Here is a 19,051-nt window from a genome sequence, read left to right as displayed (position 1 = left end):
CACTTCGCATCACTGAGTGCGCGGCGGGCGGCTACAGTGCGCCTGGAGGAGCCTGAGCCATGTACCTGCCCCCGCAATTCGCCGCCAGGGACCCGCAACTCGCGGCCACGCTGATCCGCGAAAACCCCCTGGCCAGCCTGATCTCCTGCGACGACGAGGGGCTGCCCTTCGTCTCGCACCTGCCGCTGCACCTGGACGCTCGGGAGGATGGCCGCGTCCTGCTCGGCCACTGTGCGCGGGCCAACCCGCACTGGCGCTACCTGCAGGCGCGGCCGCGCGCCCTGGTCACCTTCCTGGGCCCGCACGCCTACCTCTCGCCCAAGGTCTACCCCGACCTGCAGCGCGTCCCGAGCTGGAACTACGTCGCGGTGCACTGCACGGTGCAGGCGCGCCTGGTCGACGACGCCGCCGGCAAGGACCGGCTGCTCAAGAAGCTGATCGCCGACCACGAGCCGCCCTACGCGCAGCAGTGGCGCAGCCTGTCCGAGGATTTCGCCGGCAAGCTGCTGGCCGGCATCGTGGGCTTCGAACTGCAGGTGAGCGACCTGCAGTGCAAGCTCAAGCTGAACCAGCATCGGCCCGAATCGCACGCGGCGCTGAAGACGGCCTACGCCGGCGGGAACGAGCGCGAGCGCGAGTTGGCGAACTGGATGGAACGGATCGGCATTCCGGGCTGAAGCATGAGCACCGGGCAAGACGCCAGCTTCATGCAAGCGGCCCTGGAGCAGGCCCGCCTGGCCCAGGCCGCCGGCGAGGTGCCCGTGGGCGCCGTGGTGGTCCACCAGGGCCGGGTGATCGGCCGCGGCTTCAACCGGCCCGTCGCCGCGCACGACCCCTCGGCCCATGCGGAGATCCTGGCGATGCGCGAGGCCGCTGCCGCGCTCGGCAACTACCGCCTGGACGGCTGCGAGCTGTTCGTGACGCTGGAGCCCTGCGCCATGTGCAGCGGAGCGATGCTGCACGCGCGGCTGGCACGGGTGGCGTTCGGCGCCGCCGACCCCAAGACCGGCGCCGCCGGCTCGGTGCTGGACCTGTTCGCCGAGCGTCGCCTGAACCACCGCACGCAGGTGCAGGGTGGCGTGCTGGCCGCGGAATGTGCCCGGCTGCTGTCCGACTTCTTCCTCCGGCGCCGCCAGGAGAGCCGCATGAACAACCAGCCCCTGCGGGACGATGCCCTGCGCACGCCCGATGAGCGCTTTGCCGGCCTGCCGGACTATCCCTGGGCGCCGAACTACGTCAGCGACCTGCCGTCGCTCGCCGGCCTGCGCATGCACTACCTCGACGAGGGCCCGCGGGAGGCGCCTTTCACCTGGCTGTGCCTGCACGGCAACCCGTCCTGGAGCTACCTGTACCGCCGGATGATTCCGGTGTTCCTCGCCGCGGGGGATCGCGTCGTGGCGCCCGACCTCATCGGCTTCGGCCGGAGTGACAAGCCCAAGAAGGACGGCTTCCACGGCTTCGCGTGGCATCGCCGGGTGCTGCTGGAATTCGTCGAGCGCCTGGACCTCGACCGGATCGTGCTGGTGGTGCAGGACTGGGGTGGGCTGCTCGGCCTGACGCTGCCCATGGAGGCGCCAGCCCGCTACCGCGGCCTGCTGGTGATGAACACCCTGCTGGCCACCGGCGACGCGCCGCTCAGCCCGGGCTTTGTCGCCTGGCGCGAAATGTGCGCGAAGAACCCCGAGTTCGGCGTCGGCCGGCTGTTCGCGCGCGGCAATCCGCACATGACGGCGCAGGAGTGCGCGGCCTACGACGCGCCTTTCCCCGATCGGGGCCACCGCGCGGCGCTGCGCGCCTTTCCGGCCATGGTGCCGGAACGGCCCGACTCCGAGGGCGCAGAAGTGTCGCGGCGCGCACGCACGTTCTGGCGCAACGAGTGGCAGGGCCGCAGCCTGATGGCGATCGGCGTGCAGGACCCCGTGCTCGGCGTGCCGGTGATGCAGGCGCTGCGCCAGGAGATCCGCGGCTGCCCCGAGCCGATGCGGGTGGAGCAGGGCGGGCACTTCGTGCCGGAGCACGGCGACGCGGTGGCGCGACAGGCAGTGGGATACTTCCACGCCTGATGAGCCACATCTACGTCTACTCCCCATCCAGCGCCGTGCGCGACAAGGCCGCCGTGCGGCGCGGCATCGCACGGCTGAAGGCCGCTGGCCACGAGGTCGAACTGGATCCGGCGACCTTCGCCACCCACATGCGCTTTGCCGGCGACGACGACACGCGCCTGGCGGCGATCGGCCGCGCCGCCGCCAGCGGCGCCGACGTCGCGCTGATCACGCGCGGGGGCTACGGGCTGACCCGCTTGCTGCCGCGACTGCCGTACAAGGCGATCGACCAGTCGGTGCGCAAGGGCATGCGCTGGGTCGGCCTGAGCGACTTCACCGCGTTCCAGTGCGCGGTGCTGGCCAGGACCGGGACCGTGACCTGGGCCGGCCCGGCGGTCGGCGAGGACTTCGGCACCGAGGGCGAGCCCGACGAGGTGATGCAGGCCTGCTTCGGCGACCTGGTGAGCGGGCAGGGCGAGGGCGCCGGCTGGCGGCTGCCGGTGTCCGAGCGGGTCGAGGCCATGCGCCCCGTGCACGGCGTGCTGTGGGGCGGCAACCTGGCGATCCTGGTCACGCTGGCCGGCACGCCCTGGCTGCCGCGCATCGAAGGCGGCATCCTGTTCATCGAGGACGTGCACGAGCACCCCTACCGCGTGGAACGCATGCTGACGCAGCTGCTGTACGCCGGCGTGCTGGGCCGGCAGAAGGCCATCGTCTTCGGCCACTTCACCAACTACAAGCCGGCGCCGCACGACAAGGGGTTCAAGCTCGGCACGGTGATCGACTGGCTGCGCAGCCAGGTGCGCGCGCCGGTCTTCACCGCCCTGCCGTTCGGCCATGTGCCCACCAAGGTCGCGCTGCCGGTCGGCGCCGAAGTGCACCTGGCCGTGGAGGGCCGCGACGCGTTCCTGCTCTGGGGCCACCGGCACTGAGCGACGGGCCGGTCGCCACCCGCTCGCGCGGGGACGGGCGGCTACCCCAGCAAGGGGCTCGGCCGGGTCGCCAGACCGGGGGGCAGCAGCCCTTTGAAGAGGCCGGTGATGCGGGCGACCTGCTCGCGTGCGGCAGTCTCCCCGTGGCGCGCGGCCAGGGCCGCCATCAGGTCGCCGCGCAGGTACCACAGGCCCTGGATCTCGCCGGCATAGCGAATGCGGCGCATGAGATGCGGGAACTCCTGCGACCCGCTGTCGCCGATCAGCTCGAGCATCGCTTCGCGGATGTCCTCCAGGCGGTTGTCGAGGGTCGATGCGCTCGGCGGCTGCGAATGCCCGAGCAGGCCGTACAGGCTGTTGCGGAGGTTGGCCTTGAACCAGCGCATGGTCGTTGTTTTTTCTGGTGATGCAGTTGGAAGGGACAAGGTAGGCGGCATCGCCCACCGGCACAAGCGTGGAATCCACAGGTTTGCGCCAAAACGCGACAGCGTCATGACGACGATGGTTACGAGTCGTGAACAGGGCTCTCGATAAGTTTCAGGGCCCGGGGCGATGCAGCGGGACGCCGCCCCCCAACCCCCGGATGCGCCGTGCTTTGCTAGAGTGATCCGGCCTAGCCGCCCGTGCCGATGCAGCCGTTTTCGTTCCCGCCACCCGCCCACGCCCCGGCATCCCGTGCCGCGCCGCCTGCGGGCGCGCGCGAGGCGGCATGAACGGAAGGCCGCCGGTGCCTGCCCCGGGCCGGCCGGGCCCGGGCGGCGCTCCCGGGCTGCCGCCGCGGATCCCGCCGCGCAAGGCCTGGCTGATCTTCGTCGCCATCGTGCTGGGCAACTACCTGCTCGTGCGCCTGCTGTTTCCCGGGGCAGGCGAGCCAATGACGGTGCCCTACACGGTGTTCAAGGCCGAGGCGGGCAAGCGCAACGTGGAAGTGATCTACAGCCGCGGCACCAGCATCGAAGGTCGATTTGCCGCACCGGTGACCTGGCCGCCCGCGGCCGCGGCGAACGCGGCGAGCCAGGAGGACAAGCCGCTCGCGCCCCGCCAGTGGCAGCAGCAGGCCACGCCGCGGACGTCGGCGGTCTTCACCACCGAGCTGCCCGCCTTCGTGGACCCGGGGCTGGAGCAGTTCCTGATCGACCATGGCGTGGAGATCAGCGCCGTGCCGATCCGCGAAGGCAGCGCCTGGGCCACCCTGCTGTTCGGGTTCGGGCCAGCCATCCTGATCATCGCGTTCTATGTCTGGCTGTACCGCCGCGCCTCGCAGGGCACCGGGATCGGCGGCATGGGCGGGCTGATGGGCATCGGCCGCAGCAAGGCCAGGCGCTACGACACGGAGGGCGACCACCGCGTGACCTTCGATGACGTGGCCGGCATCGACGAGGCCGAGAACGAACTGGTCGAGGTGGTGGACTTCCTCCGGTCGCCCGACAAGTACACGCGCCTCGGCGGCACGGCGCCCAAGGGCGTGCTGCTGGTCGGCTCCCCGGGAACCGGCAAGACCCTGCTGGCCAAGGCGGTGGCGGGCGAGGCGGGGGTGCCGTTCTTCTCCATGAGCGCGGCCGAGTTCGTCGAGATGATCGTGGGCGTGGGCGCCGCGCGCGTGCGTGACCTGTTCAAGCAGGCGCGCGAACACGCGCCCGCCATCATCTTCATCGACGAGATCGACGCGATCGGCCGCGCCCGCGGCCCAATGGCGATCGGCGGCGCCAGCGAGCAGGAGCAGACCCTGCAGCAGATCCTGACGGAGATGGACGGCTTCACCGGGCGGGAAGGCATCATCGTGCTGGCGGCCACCAACCAGCCCGACGTGCTGGATCGCGCGCTGCTGCGGCCCGGCCGGTTCGACCGCCGGGTGGTGGTGAACCTGCCCGACAAGGTCGGGCGCGAGGCCATCCTCAAGGTCCACACGCGCAAGGTGCCGCTGGCGGCCGACGTGCACCTGGAGGAGCTGGCGTCGGCCACGCCCGGGTTCTCGGGCGCCGACCTGAAGAACCTCGCCAACGAGGCGGCGCTGCTGGCGGCCCGGCGCGAGGAGCGGGAAGTGCGGCACAAGGACTTCCTGGACGCACTGGAGAAGATCGTCCTCGGCCCCGAGCGTCCGCTCCTGCTCGGCCCCGAGGACCGCGAGCGCATCGCCTACCACGAGAGCGGCCACGCCATCCTGGGGCTGCTGGTGCCGGGCGCCGACCCGGTGCACCGCGTCAGCATCGTGCCGCGCGGCCAGGCGCTGGGGGTGACCTACCAGCGTCCCGCCACCGACCGCTACAACTACCCCGAGGCCTACCTGCGGGCGCGCATCGTCGGCATGCTCGGCGGCCGCGCCGCGGAGGAGGTGGTGTACGGCACCCGCACCACCGGCGCGGAGAACGACATCGAACAGGCCACGCAGGTCGCCCGCGGCATGGTGACGCGCTGGGGCATGAGCGACGCCGTCGGCATGGTGCAGCTGGCGCCGCGCCAGAACCCCTACCTGGGCGGCCCTGCCGGATTCACGGGCGACAAGCCTTTCAGCGAGGCGACGGCGCGCCTCATCGACGCCGAGGTCAGCCGCATCATCAACGAGTGCCACGAGGAGGCCAAGCGCCTGCTGCGTGCGCACCGGCCGGCGCTCGATGCGCTGGTCGCGGCGCTGCTGGAGCGCGAGACGGTCGGCGAGCAGGAGATCCTGCAGGTCACCGGCCTGCCGCCGGCGCCGGAACTGCCGGGCCGGCCGCTGCCGGCCTGAGGGGCCGGGCGTGCTTCTCCAGCCCGGCCGCAACTGCTGGCGCATCGAACGGGCCCGCCGGCTGGCCTTCCTGGTGGACGGCGCCGACTACTTCGCGGCCGTCCGCTCGGCGATCGCACGCGCCCGCCACAGCGTCTTCATCCTGGGCTGGGACATCGACACCGACGTCGAACTGGTCCCCGGCGGACCCGACGACGGCTGGCCGCGCGCGCTCGGCCCCTTCCTGCAGGAGGTGGTGCGGCGCAACCGCGAACTGCGCATGTACGTGCTGTGCTGGGATTTCGCGGTGGTCATGGCGGGCGATCGCAAGTGGTACCCGCTGTACAAGCTCGGCTGGCGCGCCGGTCCGCGGCCCCGCCTGCGTTTCCAGCTCGACGCGCGCCACCCGCCCAGCGCGTCGCACCACCAGAAGGTGATCGTGGTCGACGACGCGGTGGCCTTCGTAGGCGGGCTGGACCTGACCCACGGGCGCTGGGACACGCCCGAACACCGGCGCGAACAGCCGTACCGGCTGGACGTGCAGGGGCGGCAGGCCCGCCCCAACCACGACGTGCAGGCCGTGGTCGATGGCGACGTGGCGCGCGCGCTGGGGGAGCTGTGTCGCCAGCGCTGGGAGCGCCTGGGGGAGCGGACCCTGCCGCCGGGCAGCGCCGTGGCGCACGATCCGTGGCCGCCGCACGTGCGGCCGGCGGTGACCGACCTGCCCGTGGCGATCGCCCGCACCGACCCGGGCTGGCCGTCGTGGCCGGCGGTGGAGGAGATCCGCCAGTTGTACCTGGATGCGATCGCGGCGGCACGCGCCACGCTGTACCTGGAGAACCAGTACTTCAGCTCCAGCGGGATCGGCAGCGCGCTGGAGGAGCGGCTGCGCGGGCCGCAGCCGCCCGACGTGCTGGTGGTCTCGCGCCTGACGGAGGAGGGCTGGCTGGAGGCGCGCACCATGGGCGCGCTGCGCGCGCGGCTGCACCAGCGGCTGGAGGCCGCCGACGAGCACGACTGCTACCGCCTTTTCTACCCGTACGTCCCGGGGCTGCAAGCCGAGCAGCTGCTCAACGTGCACAGCAAGGTGCTGGTGGTGGACGACGAGCTGTGCAGCGTGGGCTCGGCCAACTTCAACAACCGGTCGATGGGCTTCGACACCGAGTGCAACCTGGCGATCGAGGCGGGCGGCGACGAGCGGATCCGTCAGGCGATTGCGGGCCTGCGCAACCGCCTGCTGGCCGAGCACCTGGACAGCACCCCGGAGGCGTTGGCCGGCGCGATTGCGCGGCACGGCGGCCGGCTGGTGCCGGCGGTGGAATCGCTGCGCGTGCCGGGCCGCACGCTGCTGCCGATCGACCCGCCGATCACGCCCGAACTGGAAGTCATCCTGCCGGCCAGCGCGCTGATCGACCCCGAGCGGCCCGCCGATCCGGAGGTCCTGATGCAGGAGTTCGTGCCGCCGGACCTTGCGCGCCCGATGGCCAGCCGGGTGGTCGGCTTCGCGTTCGTGCTGTTCGGGCTTGCGGTCTTCGCGATGGCCTGGCGCTGGACGCCCCTGCGCGAATGGCTCTCGCCCGAGCCCCTGTTCCGGCTGGCGGATGCGCCTGCCGCGCCGCTGGCCCTGCTGGGCGGGTACGTGCTGGCCGGCCTGCTGGGGGTGCCGGTGTCCCTGCTGATCGTCGCCACCTGCTTCGCCTACGACCCGCTGGCAGCGGCGCTGTTCGCCGGGGCCGGCTCGATGCTCAGCGCCGCGGTCAACTACGCGGCCGGCCGCCTGATCGGCCGCGGCGCGGTGCGCCGCATCGCCGGTGCCCGGTTGAACGAGATCACGCGCCGACTGGCGCGCAACGGGCCGCTGGCGATCGCCGCGCTGCGGCTGCTGCCGATCGCGTCGTTCCCCAAGCTGAACCTGGTGGCGGGTGCCTCGCGCGTGCGGCCGCGCGACTTCCTGATCGGAACCGCCGTCGGCCTGCTGCCGCCGATCCTGCTGGCACTGCTGCTGGCCGGCCGTGTGCGCGACGTGCTGGAAGAGCCCGACGGGTTGCGCTGGTCCCTGCTGGCCCTGGCCGTGCTGGCCGTGGCCGGCCTGGTGCTGGCGGTCTGGCGCCGCTTCGGCGTGGCGAGCTACGGGTCCACGGCGCGCTGAGCGGGGCGGCTCAGAACAGCATGTTCGGCAGCAGCAGCGTCACCGCGGGCACGTAGGTGATGAAGATCAGGAAAGCCAGCAGCACCAGGGTCCAGGGCAGGGCGGCACGCGCCACGGCCATGATGGACATGCGCGTGATGCCGGCGGTGACGAACAGGTTCAGGCCGACCGGCGGCGTCACCATGCCGATCTCCAGGTTCACCACCATGATGATGCCCAGGTGGACCGGGTCGATGCCCAGCTGGGTGGCGATCGGGAACAGGATGGGCGCCAGGATCAGGATGATGCCGGTGGGCTCCATGAACATGCCGGCGATCAGCAGCAGGATGTTGACCACCACCAGGAACTGCCAGGCCGGCATGCCCCAGCCAACGATGGTCTCGGCGATGGTCTGCGGAATGCGCTCGGTGGTCAGCACGTGTGCGAACAGCAGCGCGTTGGCCACGATGAACATCAGCATGATCGTGACCTTGCCCGACTCCAGCAGCACGCGCGGGACGTCGCGCATGCCGATGTCGCGGTAGACGAACACGGCGATGATGAACGCATACACGGCCGCGACCGCCGCGGCTTCCGTCGGCGTGAAGATGCCGCCGTAGATGCCGCCCAGGATGATCACCACCAGCAGCAGGCCCCAGAGCGAATCGCGCCCCGAGGTCAGCATGTCGCGCATCGATGCCGCGGGCTGCCTTGGCAGGTCCAGCATGCGGGCCCGCACGTAGATGGCCACCATCAGCATGAGGCCGAGCAGGAGGCCCGGGATCACGCCGGCCATGAACAGCTTGCCGACGGACGTTTCGGTTGCCGCGCCATAGACCACCATCACGATGGACGGCGGGATCAGGATGCCCAGCGTCCCGGCGTTGCAGATCACGCCGGCGGCGAAGTTCTGCGGATAGCCGGCCTTGACCATGCCCGCGATCACGATGGAGCCGACCGCCACCACCGTGGCAGGGGAGGACCCCGATACCGCGGCGAACAGCATGCAGGCCATCACCGAGGCCATGGCCAGCCCGCCGCGCAGGTGCCCGATGCAGGCATTGGCGAAGCGGATCATGCGGCGCGCCACGCCGCCGGTGGTCATGAACGCGCCGCCCAGGATGAAGAAGGGGATGGCCAGCAGCGTGTAGTGCTCGGAGGTCTCGTACAGCTTGAGCGAGAGCGAGGCCAGCGAGTCCTGCGCGAACAGCATGATGGTCGCGAGCGAGGACAGGCCCAGCGCGATGGCGATGGGCATGCCCAGCACCATCAGCACGAACAGCAGGATGAACAGGACGGCGATGGTCACTTGCGCACCTCCGCCGCTTCTTCTTCCTGCATCTTCAGCGCTTCCTGCGCCTCATCGCCCAGCAGGTGGGCTTCCTGGCCCGTGGCCAGCCGCCACAGCACCTGGGCGAACCGGAAGGCCAGCAGCGCGAAGCCCAGCGGCACCACCAGTCGGGGAATCCACTGCGCGACCGGGATGTCCTGCATCAGGATGCCGACGTCGTACATCTTGCTGACGTACTGCCAGCCGCCCCAGGTGACGATCAGGGCATAGACGATGCACAGCGCGGCAGCGATCGAGCCCACGATGCGCGCCGGTTTCGCGCCCAGTGCCTTGACCAGCACGTCGACGCCGATGTGGGCGCCGACGCGCACACCGTAGGACATGCCGATGAAGATCAGCCAGGCGAACAGGACGCCGGTCAGCTCCAGGGCCCACACGAAGCTGTAGTTGAACACGTACCGGGCGACCACCTGCATGAAGGTGACCACGGTCATGGCCGCCATCAGGACGATGACCAGGCCTTCCTCAAAATATTCGAGCCAGCGCATGGGCAAAAAAAGGGCCCGGGAACCGGGCCTTTCCTGTGTGGTTTCCTTACTTGTTCGACTTCGATGCGGCGGCGATCAGGTCGGCGCCGATATCCCCTTCGAACTTCTTCCACACCGGCTCCATGGCCTTGCGCCAGGCGGCCACGTCTTCCTTGGACAGCTTCTGGATCTTGGCCTTGCCGGCGTCGGCGATCTTCTTCTTGTCGGACTCGTTGATGTCGGCAGCCAGCTTGTTGGCGTGCGCGGTCGCTTCCGCCATCGACTCGGACAGGCCCTTGCGCACGTCGGCGGGCAGGCCGTCCCACCACTTGGCGTTGGTCACGACCATGTAGTCGATCACGCCGTGGTTGGTTTCGGCAATGGTCTTCTGCACCTCGTGGAACTTCTGCGAGTAGATGTTGGACCAGGTGTTCTCCTGGCCGTCCACCACCCCGGTCTGCAGCGCCTGGTAGACCTCGGCGAAGGCCATCTTCTGCGGATTGGCGCCGAGCGCGCGGAACTGCGCCTCCAGCACGTCGGAGGCCTGGATGCGGAACTTCAGGCCCTTGACGTCCTCGGGCCGGGTGAGCTTGTCGCGGTTGGTCGACAGCTGCTTCATGCCGTTGTGCCAGTAGGCCAGGCCGCGCAGGCCGCGCCCGACCATCGCGTCGAGCAGCGCCTTGCCCTGCGCGCTGGACTGGAAGTGGTCCACGGCCTCCAGGTCGTCGAACATGAAGGGCAGGTCGAACACCTGGATCTTCTTGGTGTAGCGGTCGAACTTGGACAGGGAGGGCGCGATGAAGTGCACGTCGCCGAGCAGCAGGGCTTCCATTTCCTTGGCGTCGCCGAACAGCTGCGAGTTGGGGAACACCTGCACCTGGACCTTGCCGGCCAGCTTCTTCTCGGCCAGTTCCTTGAACTTGAGGGCGCCCTGGCCCTTGGGCGTCTGGTCGGCCACCACGTGGCTGAACTTCACGACCAGGGGCGATTGAGCCGAAGCCATGAACGGGACGGCCACGGCGCCGGCCACGGCTGCGCCGGTGACCAGGACTTTGCGTCGCGAAGGATGGGTGATCGTCATGCTGCTCTCCTTGTGTTGAGGTGTTCGACGTGCTCAGAACCCGCACATCCTAGGCAAATCGGCCTCGGGCCGCTGCGGGGGAAGTACTTAGGCGCGTCCTAGGGCTTGTGCGGAGCGCCAGGCGCGCGCGCCAGCAGCGGACCCACCCGCGGCCAGCGCGCGACCAGCCACAGGGCGTCCACGGCAGCCCGCATCTCCCGCGCGTCGGCACCGCCGCTCCAGGCCGCCAGCTGCAGCGCCTTGGCGGTGATCTCGTCGCGGCTGAGCGTGTTGCCCGGGTCGCCCTTGGGGTCATCGATACGCCCGTGCAGCACGCGGCCGTTGCGCGTGTGGACTTCGACCTTGCCGATCCAGCGCTGCGGATAGGCCGCATCCACCTCGGGGTCCAGTTCCATCGTCACGCGATCGCGCAGCGCCTGCGTCGGCGCATCGAGGTAGTGCTCGTCGAACTCGCGCAGCCCGGCGTGTCCGAAGCGCGCGGCGAGCGCGAGCACGGTGCCCATGGAGAACTTGCTCTGGTGCACGCTGGCGGGGTGCTTGACCGGGCCCAGCACGTCGATGGCCCCCTGGTGAACGCGGGCCACGACCCGCTCGATGTCCTCGGGATTCAGCGTGTCGCGCTGCATCACCTGCAGCAGCGCGTCGGCGGCCGGGTGCGTGTGGCGGCAGCTCGCGTGGTACTTGAACGAGGTCTCGGCCAGGGCCCAGCGCGTGCCCAGGCGGTCGTCCAGGCGCGACGGGTCGGCGTCCGACGACATGCCCGCGGCCATACCCTGCGGGCCTTCCAGGATCTCCGCCGCGCCGGTGAAGCCGTCCTTGGCGATCCACGCGGCCATCAGGCCGGCTGCCGCCGCATGGGCCGTGTGGAGCTGCTTGCTGTCGGCCGCCGTGCGCAGGAACTCCCACAGGCCGGCAGCCTGGGTGCCCGCGGAGCCGAACGCATGCCGCATGCGGGCCGCATCGAGCCCGAGCAGGTGGCCGGCGGTGGCGGCGGCGGCCAGCGTGCCGGCCGTGCCGGTCGTGTGGAAGACCTTGTAGTGCGAGCGGCCGAGGAACTCGCCGACGCGGATGCCGACCTCGTAGCCCGCAACGGCCGCCGCCAGCAACTGCCGGCCACTGGCGCCGCGCGCCTGCGCCAGCGCCAGTGCGACCGGAAAGACCACGGTGGCCGGATGGAACACCGAGCCGTTGTGCACGTCGTCCTGCTCGGCGACGTGCGAAGCAGCGGCGTTGGCCATGGCCGCGAAGTAGGGCGAGGTGAAGCTGCGCCGCACCAGCAGCTCCGCGCCACCGTCCGGCCCCTGGGCCGGGCCCATCGAGCTGGCGAAATCGGCAATGGTCTCGACCGGCCGGGAGCCCTTGCCGGCCACCGCCGACCCGAACCAGTCGACCAGCAGGTCTTCGGCTTTTTGCACCACGGCCGGCGGGATGCTTTCGAATGTCAGGCCGGCGGCAAACGCGGCCAGTTCGGCGGTTCGGGAGGTCATGCTCGTGTTCCTGGTGGGTCGGTCAGATGGCGCCGCCCTGGCGCAGCGCGTCGATCTCGGCATCGCCCAGGCCCAGTTCGCGCAGGATGGCGTCGGTGTGTTCGCCCAGCGCCGGGATCGGGTCCATGCGGTAGTCGAAGCTGCTGGCGCGGCCGGGCGGCAGCAAGGCGGGCAGGGCGCCGGCCGGCGATTGCACTTCGCGCCAGCGCCTGCGGGCGGCGAGTTGCGGGTGGGCCCACAGCCCCGCCATGTCGTTCATGCGCGCATTGGCGATCTGCGCCTGGTCCAGCCGTTCCAGCACGGCCTGCGTGCTCAGCGTGGCGAAGGCGGCGAGGATCAGTGCCTTGAGATCTTCACGATGTTCGCTGCGCGCGGCGTTGCTGGCAAAGCGCGGATCCACGGCCACGGCGGCATCCTGCAGGACGACTTCGCAGAACAGCTTCCATTCGCGTTCGTTCTGCAGGCCCAGCATCACGGTGCCGCCATCGCCGGCCTGGAAGGGGCCGTAAGGGTAGATGCTCGCGTGCGAGGCGCCGGTGCGCTGCGGCGGCGGCGCACCGTCGAAGGCGTAGTAGAGCGGATAGCCCATCCACTCGGCCAGCGACTCCAGCATGGAGACGTCGACATGGCTGCCTTCGCCGGTCTTGTTGCGCAGCAGCAGGGCCGACAGGATGCCGGTGTAGGCGTACATGCCGGCCGCGATGTCGGCCACCGAGTTGCCGGCCTTGCTGGGCGCCTCGGAGGAGCCGGTGACCGAGAGGAAGCCGGCCTCGCTCTGGATCAGCAAGTCGTAGGCCTTCTTGTCGCGATACGGACCGTCCTCGCCGTAGCCGGAGATGTCGCACACCACCAGCCCCGGGTGTTGCTGCCGCAGGGCCTCGTAGCCCAGGCCCATGCGGGCGGCGGCGCCGGGGGCGAGGTTCTGCACCAGCACGTCGGCGCGCGCGACCAGTTGCCACAGCACGGCGAGAGCGCCGGGCTGCTTGAGATCCAGCGTCAGGCTCTCCTTGGAACGGTTGGTCCAGACGAAGTGCGAGGCCAAACCCTTGACCCGGCTGTCGTAGGCACGCGCGAAGTCACCGACGCCGGGGCGCTCGACCTTGATGACGCGCGCGCCCAGGTCGGCCAGCTGGCGCGTGCAGAACGGCGCCGCGATGGCGTGCTCGAGGGAGACGACGGTGATGCCGTCCAGCGGGCGGGGGGCGGATGCCATGGTGCCCCGTCTCAGAAGGATCGCGGCATCCCGAGCACGTGCTCGGCCACGTAGCTCAGGATCAGGTTGGTGGAGATCGGCGCCACCTGGTACAGGCGGGTCTCGCGGAACTTGCGCTCGACGTCGTATTCGTGGGCGAAGCCGAAGCCGCCGTGGAACTGCAGGCAGGCGTTGGCCGCCTCCCAGGACGCCTTGGCGGCCAGGTACTTGGCCATGTTGGCCTCGGCGCCGCAGGGCTGGCCGGCATCGAACAGGCGGCAGGCCTTGAAGCGCATCAGGTTGGCGGCCTCCACCTCGATGTAGCTCTCGGCGATCGGGAACTGCACGCCCTGGTTCTGCCCGATCGGGCGGCCGAACACCATGCGCTCGCCCACGTACTTCGTCACCCGGTCGAGGAACCAGTAGCCGTCGCCGATGCACTCGGCCGCGATCAGCGTGCGCTCGGCGTTCAGCCCGTCCAGGATGTACTTGAAGCCCTGGCCTTCCTGCCCGATCAGGTTGTCGGCCGGAATCTCCAGGTTCTCGAAGAACAGCTCGTTGGTCTCGTGGTTGACCATGTTGGCGATCGGCCGCACGGCCATGCCGCTCTTCTCGGCCTGGCGCAGGTCGACCATGAAGATCGACATGCCCTCGGACTTCTTCTTCACCTCGGCCAGCGGCGTGGTGCGCGCCAGCAGGATCATCCAGTCGGAGTGCTGGATGCGCGAGATCCAGACCTTCTGGCCGTTGACGACATAGCGGTCGCCCTTCTTCACGGCGGTGGTCTTGATCCTGGTGGTGTCGGTGCCGGTGGTCGGCTCGGTCACGCCCATGGACTGAAGGCGCCACTCGCCGGAGGCGATCTTCGGCAGGTATTTCTGCTTCTGCTGCGGCGAGCCGTGCCGCAGCAGCGTGCCCATGTTGTACATCTGGCCGTGGCAGGCGCCGGCGTTGCCGCCGCTGCGGTTGATCTCCTCCATGATCACCGAGGCCTCGGCCAGGCCCAGGCCGGAGCCGCCGTAATCGGCGGGGATCAGCGCCGCCAGCCAGCCGGCCTTGGTCAGCGCATCGACGAAGGCCTCGGGATAGGCGCGCTCGCTGTCCACCTGGCGGTGGTACTCGGGTGGAAAGTCCGCACACAGCGCACGCACGGCGTCGCGGATCTCCTGGTACTCGTCGGGGGTGTTCTTCATCGGGGAGTCTTCGTTTCGTCAGGCAAGCGTGGCCGTGGCCTGCATGGTCAGCCAGCCTTCATGGTCCTGCGCCCAGAGCCGCACGGATCCGCCGTCGGACGAAGGCCGGGCCTTCACCTGGAAGGGGTTCAGGTCGAAGGTGGGCCGCACGGCCTTGAACTCGAATCGGCGCACGAACGCCTGCGGCGCGTGCCGCCGCACCAGTTCGACCAGCAGGGTGGCGATGAGCGGACCGTGCACGACCAGGCCCGGGTAGCCCTCGTCTTCGGTGACGTGGCGGCGGTCGTAGTGGATGCGGTGGCCGTTGAAGGTCAGCGCGGAGTAGCGGAACAGCAGCACCGGGTCGGGGACGATCTCGCGCTGCCAGGGAGCGTCGTGCTCCGCCGCCACCGGCGGCGCAACCGGGTCGCCCGCCTGCGGCATCGCCCGGTACACGATGTCGTGTTCCTCGGTGAGCGACAGGCCGCGTGCGTTGTGGATTTCGTGGCGCACCAGCACGAACAGCAGGTCGCCGCTGCGGCCGGCCTTGTACCGGACGGATTCGATCCGGGAGAGACGCCGGATCGCATCGCCCACGAGCAAGGGGTTGCCGGGCTCCCACTGCAGGCGGCCGCCGGCCCACATGCGGCGCGGCAGCGGCACTGGCGGCAGGAACCCGCCGAGCCGCGCGTGGCCGTCGGCGCCCAGTTCGCCCTGGCGGTGCAGCGGCAGGAAGTACAGCCAGTGCCACAGCGGCGGCAGGGCGCCGGTGGGGACGTCGGAGGAGGGCAGGTCGAGCGTGGCCGACAGGGCCCGGATCGGCACCGGCGTGACGGCATCGTCCAGGGTCTCGGTCCGGCCCACCCAGCCTTGCAGGTGCGCAAGGGTCTGCGCGTCGATGGCGCTCGCGGGCGGAGGGGCACTCATCCCGGGATGGTGCCTCTTCGCGGGGCGCGGCACCATCTGCGAATTTGCAACAGAGCCTTCGGCTAGACTGAAGGCTCTGTCCCTGGCCTGCCTCATCGATGCATTTCGACCTGACCGACCTGCGCCTGTTCGTCACGGCGGCGGAGGAAGGCAATCTCACCCGGGCCGCGGGCCGCCAGCACCTGTCGCTGGCGGCGGCGAGCGCGCGCATCAAGGCGCTGGAGGGGCAGTCCGGCCTGCCGCTGTTCGTGCGCCAGGCGCGCGGCGTCAGCCTGACCCCCGCCGGCGAGGCGTTCCTGCATCATGCGCGCGGCGTGCTGCGTCAGACCGATCGGCTGCGGGCCGACCTGCTGGAATACGGCGACGGGCTGGGCGGCCACGTGCGGGTGTTCGCCAACACCACCGCGGTCACCGATTTCCTGCCGGAGATCCTGCCGGCCTTCCTGGCCGCGAACCCGCGGGTGAACGTGGACCTTCAGGAGAAACCGAACGCTGAGATCCCGCGCGGCGTGCTCGACGGACGCGCCGACCTCGGCATCGTGGCGGGGCCGCTGGACACGCTGGGCCTGCGCACCCTCCACTTCAGCACCGATCGGCTGGTCCTGGTGACCGCGCGCCGGCACCGGCTGGCCCGCCGCAAGCGCATCTCCTTCGTCGAGACGCTGCAGGAGGACGCGGTGGGCATGCACGAGGGCAGCACCCTCCAGGCCTTCCTGGATGCGGTGACACAGCAGATGGGCCGGCGGCTCAAGCTGCGCGTGCAGCTCAGCAGTTTCGAGGCCATGTGCCGGATGATCGGCGCCGGCGTCGGGGTGGGCGTCATGCCCGAAAGTGCGGCGCGGCGCAATCGAGACGCCATGAACCTGGCGCTGGTCGAACTGACGGATGCCTGGAGTGTTCGCGAGCGCTACATCCTGGTGCGCGACCGGGAAGCGCTGCCGGCCTTCGCGCGCGCCCTGGTCGACGCCATCTGCGAGCACTATCGCGCCACCGGACCCGCCATCCCGCTGCTGCGGCCAGTGCGGCAGCACCCCCAGGGGCTCGTGGGAACGGACCTGGCCATCGAACGCGATGGGTAGCTGCCGAGCCGCGCGAGGCCGGGCTGAGCATCGCGCTGGATGGTCCGGTGCCGACTGATGGCGAAGCCGTCCGACGCCGGACGGCTTGCTTTCGGCTCATGCTGGCGGCATGGCATTTCTCCTGGCACTGCAGGGTCCGGATCGCGCAGCCCGGCGCACGGGCATGCGTGCCCATGACGTTCCGCGCGATCCTTCGATCCCGCCGCCGCCCACGCCGCCGCCGACGGGCTCGGAGCCGGAGGTGCGCGATCCGCCTGCACCGGACCAGATTCCGCCGGTCGGGGAACCGCCCAAGCACAGCTGAAGCCCTGGTGTTGCGGCGCGCAGGTGTGCGTCGTGCGACTTCTAAAGAAGGAGACTTGGGTCCGCCAGGGGCCGCACGCAAGAGTGGGCTGCTGTCACAAGGACGAGTGTGTTGGCGTCTTTATAATTTTACATAACGCACATCGTATCAAGTCAAATCAACCAGAGCGGAAGCGCGCCGTGCCAGCCCTCAGGACCACCTACCGCGACGCGATCCCCGACTCAATCGCGGCTGGGCTCCCGTGGCTCCGCGCCGCCGCACTGCGGGTGCGCAGCGCCGGGCCTCGCTTTTCTTGACATCCGCTAATTCCGCAGCGGGCGGCGGAACATGCGCGGCGCTCGTTCGTTTCACGGGCGAGCCTGGATCTTCATCCGCTCGCGCCACGACCTCGAAAAGGCCGCGTGGCGCCTTCCGCAACTCGAGGACAGATCATCATGAACTCCGTCATTCGCTCACCGTACAGCAAGTTCTTCGGGGCGATGGTCGCCGCCGTCGCCCTCACCTGGGGCACGGCGGCGCAGGCCCACTGCGACACGCTCGACGGCCCGGTCGTGAGCCAGGCCCGCCAGGCGCTGGACAGCGGCAACGTCAACCTGGTCCTTGGATGGGTCCAGCAAAAGGATGAGGCCGAGATCCGCCACGCGTTCGAGCGTGCGGTCGCGGTGCGCAAGCACGGTGGAACCGCGAGGGACCTGGCCGACCAGTCGTTCTTCGAGGCGCTGGTGCGGGTGCATCGCGCCGGCGAAGGCGCGCCTTACACCGGCCTGAAGCCCGCCGGCCAGATCGAGCCCGCCGTCGCCGCCGCCGACAAGTCCATCGCCAGCGGACAGCTCAAGCCGGTCGCGCGCATGATCTTCGACGGTGCCGAGCACGGCCTGCACGAGAAGTTCGACCGCGTGCAGGCCACCCGGGCATACAACCCGGACGATGTGCGGGCGGCCCGCGCGCACGTGAACGCCTACGTGGACTACGTGCACTACGTCGAGCGGCTGCACGGGGCGGCCGCCACGGCGGATGCGCACGCCGGAGCCGGCGCGCCCGTGGAAGCTCCGGGCGCGAAGAAGGTCGAACACGCGCACTGAACGAAGCGGCCGCCTCCTTGACACCGATCAAACATGCGAGCGCCGCCGCCTTCCTACGCTATCCACTCCTTCCTGCGGCGCGCGGGCGCGGCGGGGAACCCGATGTCGGTTAACGAGTGCAGCGACGCCGAGCTGGTGGCCAGGTCCCGTGCGGGCGACACGCCCGCTTACGGCGAGCTGGTCCGCCGGCACGAACGCGCACTGAACCGCCACCTGTTCAACCTGACCGGCTCGCGCGAGGAAGCGCGGGAGCTCGCGCAGGACGTGTTCCTCAAGGGATGGGAGGCACTGGGCGAGTCGGATCCCGGCGGCCATGTGCAGGCTTGGCTGTACCGGATCGCATCGAACCTGGCCTTCGACCTGCTGCGGCGCAGGAAAGTGGTGAGGTTCGAGCCGATCGGCGACGACTACGACGTCGTGTCGCCGGACGAAGGGCCCGACAAGCGCCTGCAGTCCAAGCAGGCCATGGCTGCATTGCAGGCCGCGCTGGACAGGCTGCCAGTCGACCTGAAGGAGGTGGTCCTGTTACGCGAAGTCGAAGGACTGAGCTACGGCGAGATCTCTGCCGCCTTGGGCATCAACGATGGGACGGTCAAGTCGAGGCTGGCCCGTGCGCGCGCAGCGCTCGCCGAACGCTACCAGAGGGTCCACTCATGAACATGCAAGCCGGTTGCTGCCCTTCCGATGAAGACCTCTGTTCGCTGTTCGACGGCGAAGCCGGGAACCAGGCCACCCGTCTGCGGCGGCACGTTGCCTGCTGTCCGCGCTGCGGGTCCCGATGGGATGCCTTCGCGCAGCTCCGGCAGGAGCTGGCGCCGCTGCGGCAGAGCGTGGTCGATCCCGGAATCGCCGAGGCCGTCTTGCTTAGCCTGCCGCGCCGCCCGCCACGGCCGCGCCGATGGATGCGCGCTTGGTACGGCGGCCAAGGCTTGTCGCAGTGGGGCACGCGCGTGCTGGGCGGCGTTGCCGCGCTGACGGCCGGCTCCGTGCTGGGGTTGTCGCTGTTCGTGGGCGGTGCGGTGGCGGACCGCTCGGGCATGTCGGTCTTTGCCGCCGAGCCCGTCCGCCAGCTCTGCGCCGGCCTGCCCTCGTGCGGGAGGTGA

17 protein-coding genes are annotated in these 19,051 nt (G+C 70.1%); 9 read left to right on the top strand and 8 right to left on the bottom strand.

Annotated elements, in window-relative coordinates:
• Positions 1-59 precede the first annotated feature (59 nt).
• From V6M57_RS03745 to V6M57_RS03735, 3 genes are read left to right on the top strand one after another with little or no spacing between them, the layout of a single operon-like run.
• A complete protein-coding gene (locus tag V6M57_RS03745; RefSeq protein WP_332813641.1) occupies positions 60-677 on the top strand; it encodes an FMN-binding negative transcriptional regulator in 618 nt (205 codons plus the stop codon).
• Positions 678-680: 3 nt separating this feature from the next.
• A complete protein-coding gene (gene tadA, locus V6M57_RS03740) occupies positions 681-2,063 on the top strand; it encodes a tRNA adenosine(34) deaminase TadA (RefSeq protein WP_332813640.1) in 1,383 nt (460 codons plus the stop codon).
• Complete coding sequence (locus V6M57_RS03735; RefSeq protein WP_332813639.1) at positions 2,063-2,974, top strand: LD-carboxypeptidase; 912 nt, start codon at positions 2,063-2,065, stop codon at positions 2,972-2,974. Before tadA ends, V6M57_RS03735 begins: the two co-directional genes overlap by 1 nt.
• 41 nt (positions 2,975-3,015) lie before the next feature.
• Here V6M57_RS03735 and V6M57_RS03730 read toward each other — a convergent pair whose 3' ends face one another.
• Positions 3,016-3,360, bottom strand: a complete 345-nt coding sequence (locus tag V6M57_RS03730; RefSeq protein ID WP_332813638.1) for a hypothetical protein — start codon at positions 3,358-3,360, stop codon at positions 3,016-3,018.
• Positions 3,361-3,701: 341 nt separating this feature from the next.
• Here V6M57_RS03730 and ftsH point away from each other — a divergent pair, with 341 nt between their 5' ends.
• Together ftsH and V6M57_RS03720 are read left to right on the top strand one after the other, a co-directional pair.
• The gene (ftsH, locus tag V6M57_RS03725; protein ID WP_332813637.1) at positions 3,702-5,699 is read left to right on the top strand and encodes an ATP-dependent zinc metalloprotease FtsH; all 1,998 of its coding nucleotides are present in this window, start codon (positions 3,702-3,704) and stop codon (positions 5,697-5,699) included.
• Between the two features lie 10 nt (positions 5,700-5,709).
• Entirely contained in the window at positions 5,710-7,827 is a 2,118-nt protein-coding gene (locus tag V6M57_RS03720) for a VTT domain-containing protein (RefSeq protein WP_332813636.1), read from the top strand.
• Positions 7,828-7,837: 10 nt separating this feature from the next.
• On the opposite strand, the gene V6M57_RS03715 is transcribed toward V6M57_RS03720, so the two are convergent.
• The 7 genes from V6M57_RS03715 to V6M57_RS03685 all read right to left on the bottom strand — a co-directional run bounded on the left by V6M57_RS03715 (position 7,838) and on the right by V6M57_RS03685 (position 15,483).
• A complete protein-coding gene (locus tag V6M57_RS03715) occupies positions 7,838-9,115 on the bottom strand; it encodes a TRAP transporter large permease (RefSeq protein ID WP_332813635.1) in 1,278 nt (425 codons plus the stop codon).
• On the bottom strand, positions 9,112-9,645 hold the full coding sequence (locus V6M57_RS03710; protein ID WP_332813634.1) for a TRAP transporter small permease: 534 nt from the start codon (positions 9,643-9,645) through the stop codon (positions 9,112-9,114). The genes V6M57_RS03715 and V6M57_RS03710 overlap by 4 nt, the downstream gene beginning before the upstream one ends.
• 46 nt (positions 9,646-9,691) lie before the next feature.
• Positions 9,692-10,705, bottom strand: a complete 1,014-nt coding sequence (locus tag V6M57_RS03705) for a TRAP transporter substrate-binding protein (protein WP_332813633.1) — start codon at positions 10,703-10,705, stop codon at positions 9,692-9,694.
• Between the two features lie 98 nt (positions 10,706-10,803).
• The gene (locus V6M57_RS03700) at positions 10,804-12,192 is read right to left on the bottom strand and encodes an MmgE/PrpD family protein (protein ID WP_332813632.1); all 1,389 of its coding nucleotides are present in this window, start codon (positions 12,190-12,192) and stop codon (positions 10,804-10,806) included.
• Positions 12,193-12,214: 22 nt separating this feature from the next.
• On the bottom strand, positions 12,215-13,405 hold the full coding sequence (locus V6M57_RS03695; RefSeq protein WP_332813631.1) for a CaiB/BaiF CoA transferase family protein: 1,191 nt from the start codon (positions 13,403-13,405) through the stop codon (positions 12,215-12,217).
• Between the two features lie 11 nt (positions 13,406-13,416).
• Positions 13,417-14,577 (bottom strand): acyl-CoA dehydrogenase family protein, encoded by a 1,161-nt coding sequence (locus tag V6M57_RS03690; protein ID WP_332813630.1) that lies wholly within the window; start codon positions 14,575-14,577, stop codon positions 13,417-13,419.
• 18 nt (positions 14,578-14,595) lie between these two features.
• Positions 14,596-15,483: an FAS1-like dehydratase domain-containing protein gene (locus V6M57_RS03685; protein ID WP_332813629.1), complete on the bottom strand. Its 888-nt coding sequence runs from the start codon at positions 15,481-15,483 to the stop codon at positions 14,596-14,598.
• Between the two features lie 98 nt (positions 15,484-15,581).
• Between V6M57_RS03685 and V6M57_RS03680 the strand changes: the two genes are divergently transcribed.
• From V6M57_RS03680 to V6M57_RS03665, 4 genes are all read left to right on the top strand, one after another.
• On the top strand, positions 15,582-16,562 hold the full coding sequence (locus V6M57_RS03680; RefSeq protein ID WP_332813628.1) for a LysR substrate-binding domain-containing protein: 981 nt from the start codon (positions 15,582-15,584) through the stop codon (positions 16,560-16,562).
• Between the two features lie 738 nt (positions 16,563-17,300).
• Positions 17,301-17,948 carry a DUF6448 family protein gene (locus V6M57_RS03675; protein WP_332813627.1) on the top strand — a complete coding sequence of 216 codons (648 nt, stop codon included), beginning with the start codon at positions 17,301-17,303 and terminating at the stop codon, positions 17,946-17,948.
• Positions 17,949-18,050: 102 nt separating this feature from the next.
• Positions 18,051-18,605, top strand: coding sequence for an RNA polymerase sigma factor (locus tag V6M57_RS03670; protein ID WP_332813626.1), 555 nt, complete (start codon positions 18,051-18,053; stop codon positions 18,603-18,605).
• Positions 18,602-19,051, top strand: coding sequence for an anti-sigma factor family protein (locus V6M57_RS03665; RefSeq protein ID WP_332813625.1), 450 nt, complete (start codon positions 18,602-18,604; stop codon positions 19,049-19,051). The genes V6M57_RS03670 and V6M57_RS03665 overlap by 4 nt, the downstream gene beginning before the upstream one ends.

The organism is Ramlibacter sp. (genome assembly GCF_036676645.1).
Lineage (GTDB): Bacteria > Pseudomonadota > Gammaproteobacteria > Burkholderiales > Burkholderiaceae_C > Ramlibacter.
The sequence above is the reverse complement of the archived record's forward strand: the minus strand, read 5'-3'. Positions and strand labels throughout refer to the sequence as shown.

Excerpts from the sequence above, each read along its gene's own strand:
- V6M57_RS03745 (WP_332813641.1), top strand. The coding sequence starts at position 60 with ATGTACCTGCCCCCGCAATTCGCCGCCAGGGACCCGCAACTCGCGGCC.
- tadA (WP_332813640.1), top strand. The coding sequence starts at position 681 with ATGAGCACCGGGCAAGACGCCAGCTTCATGCAAGCGGCCCTGGAGCAG.
- V6M57_RS03735 (WP_332813639.1), top strand. The coding sequence starts at position 2,063 with ATGAGCCACATCTACGTCTACTCCCCATCCAGCGCCGTGCGCGACAAG.
- V6M57_RS03730 (WP_332813638.1), bottom strand. The coding sequence starts at position 3,360 with ATGCGCTGGTTCAAGGCCAACCTCCGCAACAGCCTGTACGGCCTGCTC.
- V6M57_RS03710 (WP_332813634.1), bottom strand. The coding sequence starts at position 9,645 with ATGCGCTGGCTCGAATATTTTGAGGAAGGCCTGGTCATCGTCCTGATG.
- V6M57_RS03705 (WP_332813633.1), bottom strand. The coding sequence starts at position 10,705 with ATGACGATCACCCATCCTTCGCGACGCAAAGTCCTGGTCACCGGCGCA.
- V6M57_RS03700 (WP_332813632.1), bottom strand. The coding sequence starts at position 12,192 with ATGACCTCCCGAACCGCCGAACTGGCCGCGTTTGCCGCCGGCCTGACA.
- V6M57_RS03695 (WP_332813631.1), bottom strand. The coding sequence starts at position 13,405 with ATGGCATCCGCCCCCCGCCCGCTGGACGGCATCACCGTCGTCTCCCTC.
- V6M57_RS03690 (WP_332813630.1), bottom strand. The coding sequence starts at position 14,577 with ATGAAGAACACCCCCGACGAGTACCAGGAGATCCGCGACGCCGTGCGT.
- V6M57_RS03685 (WP_332813629.1), bottom strand. The coding sequence starts at position 15,483 with ATGAGTGCCCCTCCGCCCGCGAGCGCCATCGACGCGCAGACCCTTGCG.
- V6M57_RS03680 (WP_332813628.1), top strand. The coding sequence starts at position 15,582 with ATGCATTTCGACCTGACCGACCTGCGCCTGTTCGTCACGGCGGCGGAG.
- V6M57_RS03675 (WP_332813627.1), top strand. The coding sequence starts at position 17,301 with ATGAACTCCGTCATTCGCTCACCGTACAGCAAGTTCTTCGGGGCGATG.
- V6M57_RS03670 (WP_332813626.1), top strand. The coding sequence starts at position 18,051 with ATGTCGGTTAACGAGTGCAGCGACGCCGAGCTGGTGGCCAGGTCCCGT.
- V6M57_RS03665 (WP_332813625.1), top strand. The coding sequence starts at position 18,602 with ATGAACATGCAAGCCGGTTGCTGCCCTTCCGATGAAGACCTCTGTTCG.